This is a genomic window from Alcanivorax sp. HI0083 (assembly GCF_001635175.1).
Genome location: NZ_LWFX01000332.1, coordinates 1 through 5153, shown reverse-complemented (window position 1 = coordinate 5153; position 5153 = coordinate 1). Strand labels below are relative to the sequence as shown.

Here is a 5153-nt window from a genome sequence, read left to right as displayed (position 1 = left end):
CCACCTGTTCGCTGGCAAGACGAAAGCGCATGGTCATGCCAGGCATACCGAGCGTCTTAAAAGGACCGTGTTTAAGCTTGACCTTGCCGTCGGATAGCCCCTCGATAACCCCCTCGGCGTAATGCAACGAATTCACTTGGGTGTCTTTTTGTTCCGCCACCTGCTTTTCTAGGCGCTCCACAATCAACCCTTTGTCTGTATCACGAATGCCAATGCGCACGCGATCACCTACCGATATCCCTTTGCCTACTTGTTCATTCGCCAGGTTAAAACGCATGGTCATGGCAGGCATGGACAAGCTCTTGAAAGGGCCATGGTCCAGCATTATTTTGCTGCCATTCAGTTGCTCGACAACACCTTCGGCATAGTGCAGTGCGTTCATCATTTCCGTCTCATCTGACATAGCCAGCTCCTGAACGGCAATGCCTTGCAGGCTGGCTTCGGAATCGAGCAGGAACTGACCACTGACAACCACCTTCTGGTCTTCCTTCAGCCCTGCCAGGATCAGCGTTTGGTCTCCCAGCTCGCCCCCCGGCAACACTGCCTGCGGACGATATCGACCCTCCCCCTCATCAAGCATCACCAGGCTGCGCTTTCCTGTATGCAATAAGGCTGCGGTTGGTACGGCCAATGCTTTCTGTGTGGCTTCGCCATGAATGCGTACCTGAGCGCTCATGCCCGGACGCAGATCACCCTCGTCATTGGACAAGGTCACTCGCACCGGCACAGTTCGGCTGGACTGATCCACCAGAGGCAGAATGTCGGCAACTTGCCCCTCACGCAGTGCTGGCTTCACTCCTTGAACGGTCACGTCAACAGCGTTACCACTACTGACTTGCCCCAATTGGCGTTCCGGGACTGCTATCTCCACCCACACGGGGTTGAGTGACTGAATCTCCGCCACGGGAGCACCGGCCGACAGCGTCATGCCAGCACGAGCATTGAGACTGCGTATCACGCCATCATGCGGAGCTGTCACCGTCCAGGTTTCCAGCGGTTTACGTTGGCGTTCAATACTTCGGATCAGGGATGCAGGCATGCCCAATGACAACAGGCGCTCCCGCCCGGCGACGATCAGTTCGTTGTTGCCGCTGCCGAGCACGGCCAGCCATTCATGCTGAGCTCCAGTCCAGGCCGGAACTCTCAATTGCATCAGCGGCTGACCACTGGAGATGGTGTCGCCCTCAGCCAGAGGCCAGACCTTGTCTACGAAGGAAGGCGCGGGGCTTTGCAGGCGTGTCAGGGCGCGGTCGTTGTAAGCAATCAACCCCGTGACATCAAGCTGAGATTGTGACTGAGCCACGACCACCGAGGCACTGCGAATTCCCAGATTTTGTACCATGGCTGCATCAATACGGACCGTTGGCTGATCGCCATCATCACCACCATTGGCATAACGGGGCACCAACTCCATATCCATGAAAGGTGAGGGCCCGGGCTCGTCAAAGTGCTGCTGGGGATACATAGGGTCATACCAGTACAGCACTTCCTTTTCATCCGCTTTGCTGTTGGTTTCACTGCTGTCCATCGCCATCGATATACTGCTCTGCGAAGGGGTGACGTAACGGCCCAAATATATTCCGGCTAGCAACAACAGCGAGGCAGCCAAACCGATCAAGGCATTGCGTTTAATGTTCATCATCTTGCTCCTCGCCCACCATGCCGTGGTGGTCGTAGGTAAAATGGAGGGCGGCTGCCTGCTGGTCATACTGCCCGCTGAGATCAATTTCTTTCAGTTTGGCGTCCAGCCATTCGCTACGTGCCCGTACAAGATCGGCCAAACTGCCATCACCGCCGCGCCAAGCTGCCCTAGCCAATCCCACTTTCTCTTTTGCGAGAGGCACCAGTTGCTCCCGTTGCCGGGCAAGCGTGCGTTCCTGGCGTTCATATTCGGCCAGATCGCTCTGCAGCATCGCTTCATGTTCGCGACGTACCGCCTCTGCACGAGATTCCAGTGCTTGCCACTCAGCTTCCGCCGAGGCAATGCGAGGCCCCTGGCGCGACCGGCTGAACAATGGCAGGTCCACATTGACCTGTAGCATCGCCATGTCACTGAATTCTTCACGATTCATATAAGCCAGAGTTAAAGCCCAGTCCGGCTTCTTGGCGGCACGAGCCTCGTCCGCGTTAGCCTGGGCGACAGAAGCCTGACGCGACGCTATCTCAAGTTCAGGGTGCTTATGCAGGCTATTCAGTAACTGTTCAGCATTGATGGCGAAATCAGGTGCTTGGCCAGCCGGTGATTGCCGGCCGGCTTCCCCCAGCCAGCGTATTAAACGAGCCTTAGCCTGGCGTTGCCTGGCCAGAAGAGCATCTCGCCGATCCAGTAATGTCACGGCTTCCTGCCTGGGTGCCACGCTATCAATAGCCTTTCCTTGACCCGATGAAAGTCGGGCACGCACTGCCTTGTCGAACAAACGATTTTCAGCAATGAGTTCTTCCAGCAGGACTAGTTGACGATCCAGAGTGTGGAGCTCGATCCAGGCTTGAGCGGTCTGACGCAGCACGGCCAGACGAGTCGCCTCTTTCGTGGCCTCCGTTAAGCCGATTTGCTGTCTGGCACCTTCTGCCCTTGCTGTGCGTTTGCTGCGATTGGGGAAACGCTGGGTTACACCAATACGCTGCATGGTCATGAAATCACTCGACAGGCTGTAACGATCGGCACCATCCACAGGTACATTGTCGAGGCCAAGAATCAGGGTGGGATCAGGCAAAGCATCGGCAGGCCCTTCTGCCTGCTGAGCGGCCTCGACGCGGGCCGATTCCGCCCGCAGTTCCGGTGATTGACGTAAGGCGAGCTGTAGCGCCTGATTAAAAGTCAGGCCTTCTGCCCCAAACGCCTGGACACTAGCTAGCAGCAGGGAGGGCGCTAGCCAGCCGAGTGCGCGCCGATACCGGCCGGCGCTCAGAAATATCCAATACATGTGTCACTCCAACACGGATCATGGCGCGCAACGCGCCCTCAGTGGGCCCAGACCAGGCCGGACCCCGAAAAGATCAGTGAGAAAGTGCTAGTGGCGGTCGCCAGATGGTAGATAAGGCAAGGGGGAGATAGAGAGGGTCAGAAAAATGAGGGGCAGCCGGATTTGCTGCCTGAAAAGAATTCGCCGGTGGCGTATTCATGATCGAGAGCTGCCCAGCATGGCACTCCTGACCAGGCTTGCAAACCGGGCCACTGTGCGTGCTGGATTGACCATCCAGACAACAATCGTTTTGTGGCATGGCGGACATCATGCTGCAACGGTCATCCATGTCTGCCTGCATCATGGTCTGTTCCATGGGGCAAGGCTGCACCAATTGCACCGCTGCCATCCCCTGCAAGGAGATGCTAAGCAGAAATAGGCAGCTAATGAATAACCGGGCAATAAACATATGGTGTCAGCATAGTCCGAAGTGATGTGCTGTAGGCAACATAAACCTTGGGGTAACCCCCATGTCAACGTTTAATATCGAGCTATATAACTATTGATCACCAGCTCTGCTCCCTCTGGCATGCTCTTCTCTACGCCACAGCCTTCAATAGCATTACTTGATGAAGCGTGAAAGTGTCTCTCGATGCCATTCCAGGCGCCTGTTGGCATGCTGGGTACCGAGGCTTATGTCGACAGGTGGCGGCGTGGTTAAGAACTATAAAATCGACACTTTGATCTATTGCGGTTGTAAGATGCCCTCGCTGATGCCAGCAAGAACCCCGCAAGCATCAACTTCACGGCCATCGTTGCACCTCGCTCTCAGGGAAACGAGTTGCTTCTCAAGCGATTGCAAAGCCGTTATCTGCGACCGCGCATCAGCAGACTTCCTGTTATAAGCAACCTGTTGGCTTTACACACCTAGAGAGTTAATCACAATGAGTTGGATTAAAGGGGTATCCGGATTAAGTGGTAGATGGAGCCCCCTTGCTCCTTCGAACCCTTAACTCTCCCAGAAGGTTGATAGATCGACGCCGTAGTTTTTCTCAGGCTCGGGAAGACCCATGCTGTAGGTCATGGTGGCCTTGCCCAGGAAGGGGGATTCCTTGATCTGCGGCACCTTCTTCTTGTGCTTGGTGGTGTAGAGCATCCGGGCCCGCATCACCTCGAATGAGTAGCCCCGGCCATCGCGGTTCTTGTCCTTGGCCAGCCGATTGATCGACTCCGTGAAGGCGTTGGTGATTGGGGTGTCGGTTTCGAAGTAGGCCAGCACCTCCTCGCGCCATCCGCTGACGGCGCTGACGAGATCCTTCCACACCTCTTTCTGCCCCTGTGGAATGTCGTCAATCCAGCGGGCCAGCGCCTTTTCGGCATCACGCCGGGTGGTGCTGTCCCAGATGTGGTAGAACCGCTCCTTGTGCTCGTAGGCCGCCAGGAGCTGAGGGAAGGCCCCTGTCCATGTCTCCATGATAAGCCGCTCGCGATCTGAAACGTCGTGGGCACGCTTCAGCAGGATCTTCCTATCGCCCTTGAGGGTCCGCCGCTGGTTTGGCTTCAGATCCTTCCTGAGTCCCTTACGCACCTTCTCCAGGGCTTCGTTGGCCATCCGCACCACATGGAACTTATCGACCACAATGCGAGCCTGCGGCAGTACCGCCTGGACAGCACGGCGGTAGGGTTTCCACATATCCATGCTGACGATCTCGACCTGGTGGCGCTCGGTCATGCTCATGAGGCGCCTCGTCACCGCGTCCTGCTGGCGACCGGGCAGCAGGTCCAGTAGGGTACGCTCCTCCAGGTTGGTCAGGATGCAGCGGTAGCGGCGGTTCAGGTACAGCTCGTCGATCCCCAGGCAGCGGGGTGTCTCGAAACGATGCCAGGCTGCCAGGAACTCAGCCTTCTTCTTGAATATCTCGCGGACAGTCTTCTCGTCGAGGCCCGTGGTATCAGCCACGTAGGCGTAGGGGTGATTGAAGGCTTCCTTCTCGACGTGGTTGTAAAGCCTCCGCGTCATGCGGTGATCGTCTACCATTTCCGGAAGAGCTGGCCGGAACGTCCTTCCACACGCCCGGCAGGTGTAGCGGCGACGGACCACCCAGAGGGTGACCCGCTTTCCGTGGATGGGTAGGTCGCGATAGGCCACATCGCGCTTGCCGAACCTGACAAACTCACTCTCAACGCCGCATTCCTCGCAAGCTAGAGGCTCAGGAGCTTCGACCTGGTAGTGGAGATCATGCTCTTCCA

At 56.8% G+C, this 5153-nt stretch carries 3 protein-coding genes and 1 pseudogene; all 4 read right to left on the bottom strand.

Going from position 1 to position 5153, the window contains the following annotated elements:
* On the bottom strand, positions 1-1534 hold a 1534-nt coding region (locus A3754_RS03535), incomplete at its 3' end, for an efflux RND transporter periplasmic adaptor subunit (protein WP_231880466.1).
* A 94-nt stretch (positions 1535-1628) separates the two neighbouring features.
* The gene (locus A3754_RS03530; RefSeq protein ID WP_063508764.1) at positions 1629-2924 is read right to left on the bottom strand and encodes a TolC family protein; all 1296 of its coding nucleotides are present in this window, start codon (positions 2922-2924) and stop codon (positions 1629-1631) included.
* Between the two features lie 724 nt (positions 2925-3648).
* A pseudogene (locus A3754_RS25900) lies at positions 3649-3783 on the bottom strand (Cd(II)/Pb(II)-responsive transcriptional regulator); the annotation flags it as partial.
* 129 nt (positions 3784-3912) lie between these two features.
* Positions 3913-5153: ISL3 family transposase (locus A3754_RS03525; RefSeq protein WP_063518864.1), on the bottom strand; the 1241-nt coding region annotated here is incomplete at its 5' end.

Coding starts and splice junctions, on each gene's coding strand:
- A3754_RS03530 (WP_063508764.1), bottom strand. CDS start 2,924: ATGTATTGGATATTTCTGAGCGCCGGCCGGTATCGGCGCGCACTCGGC.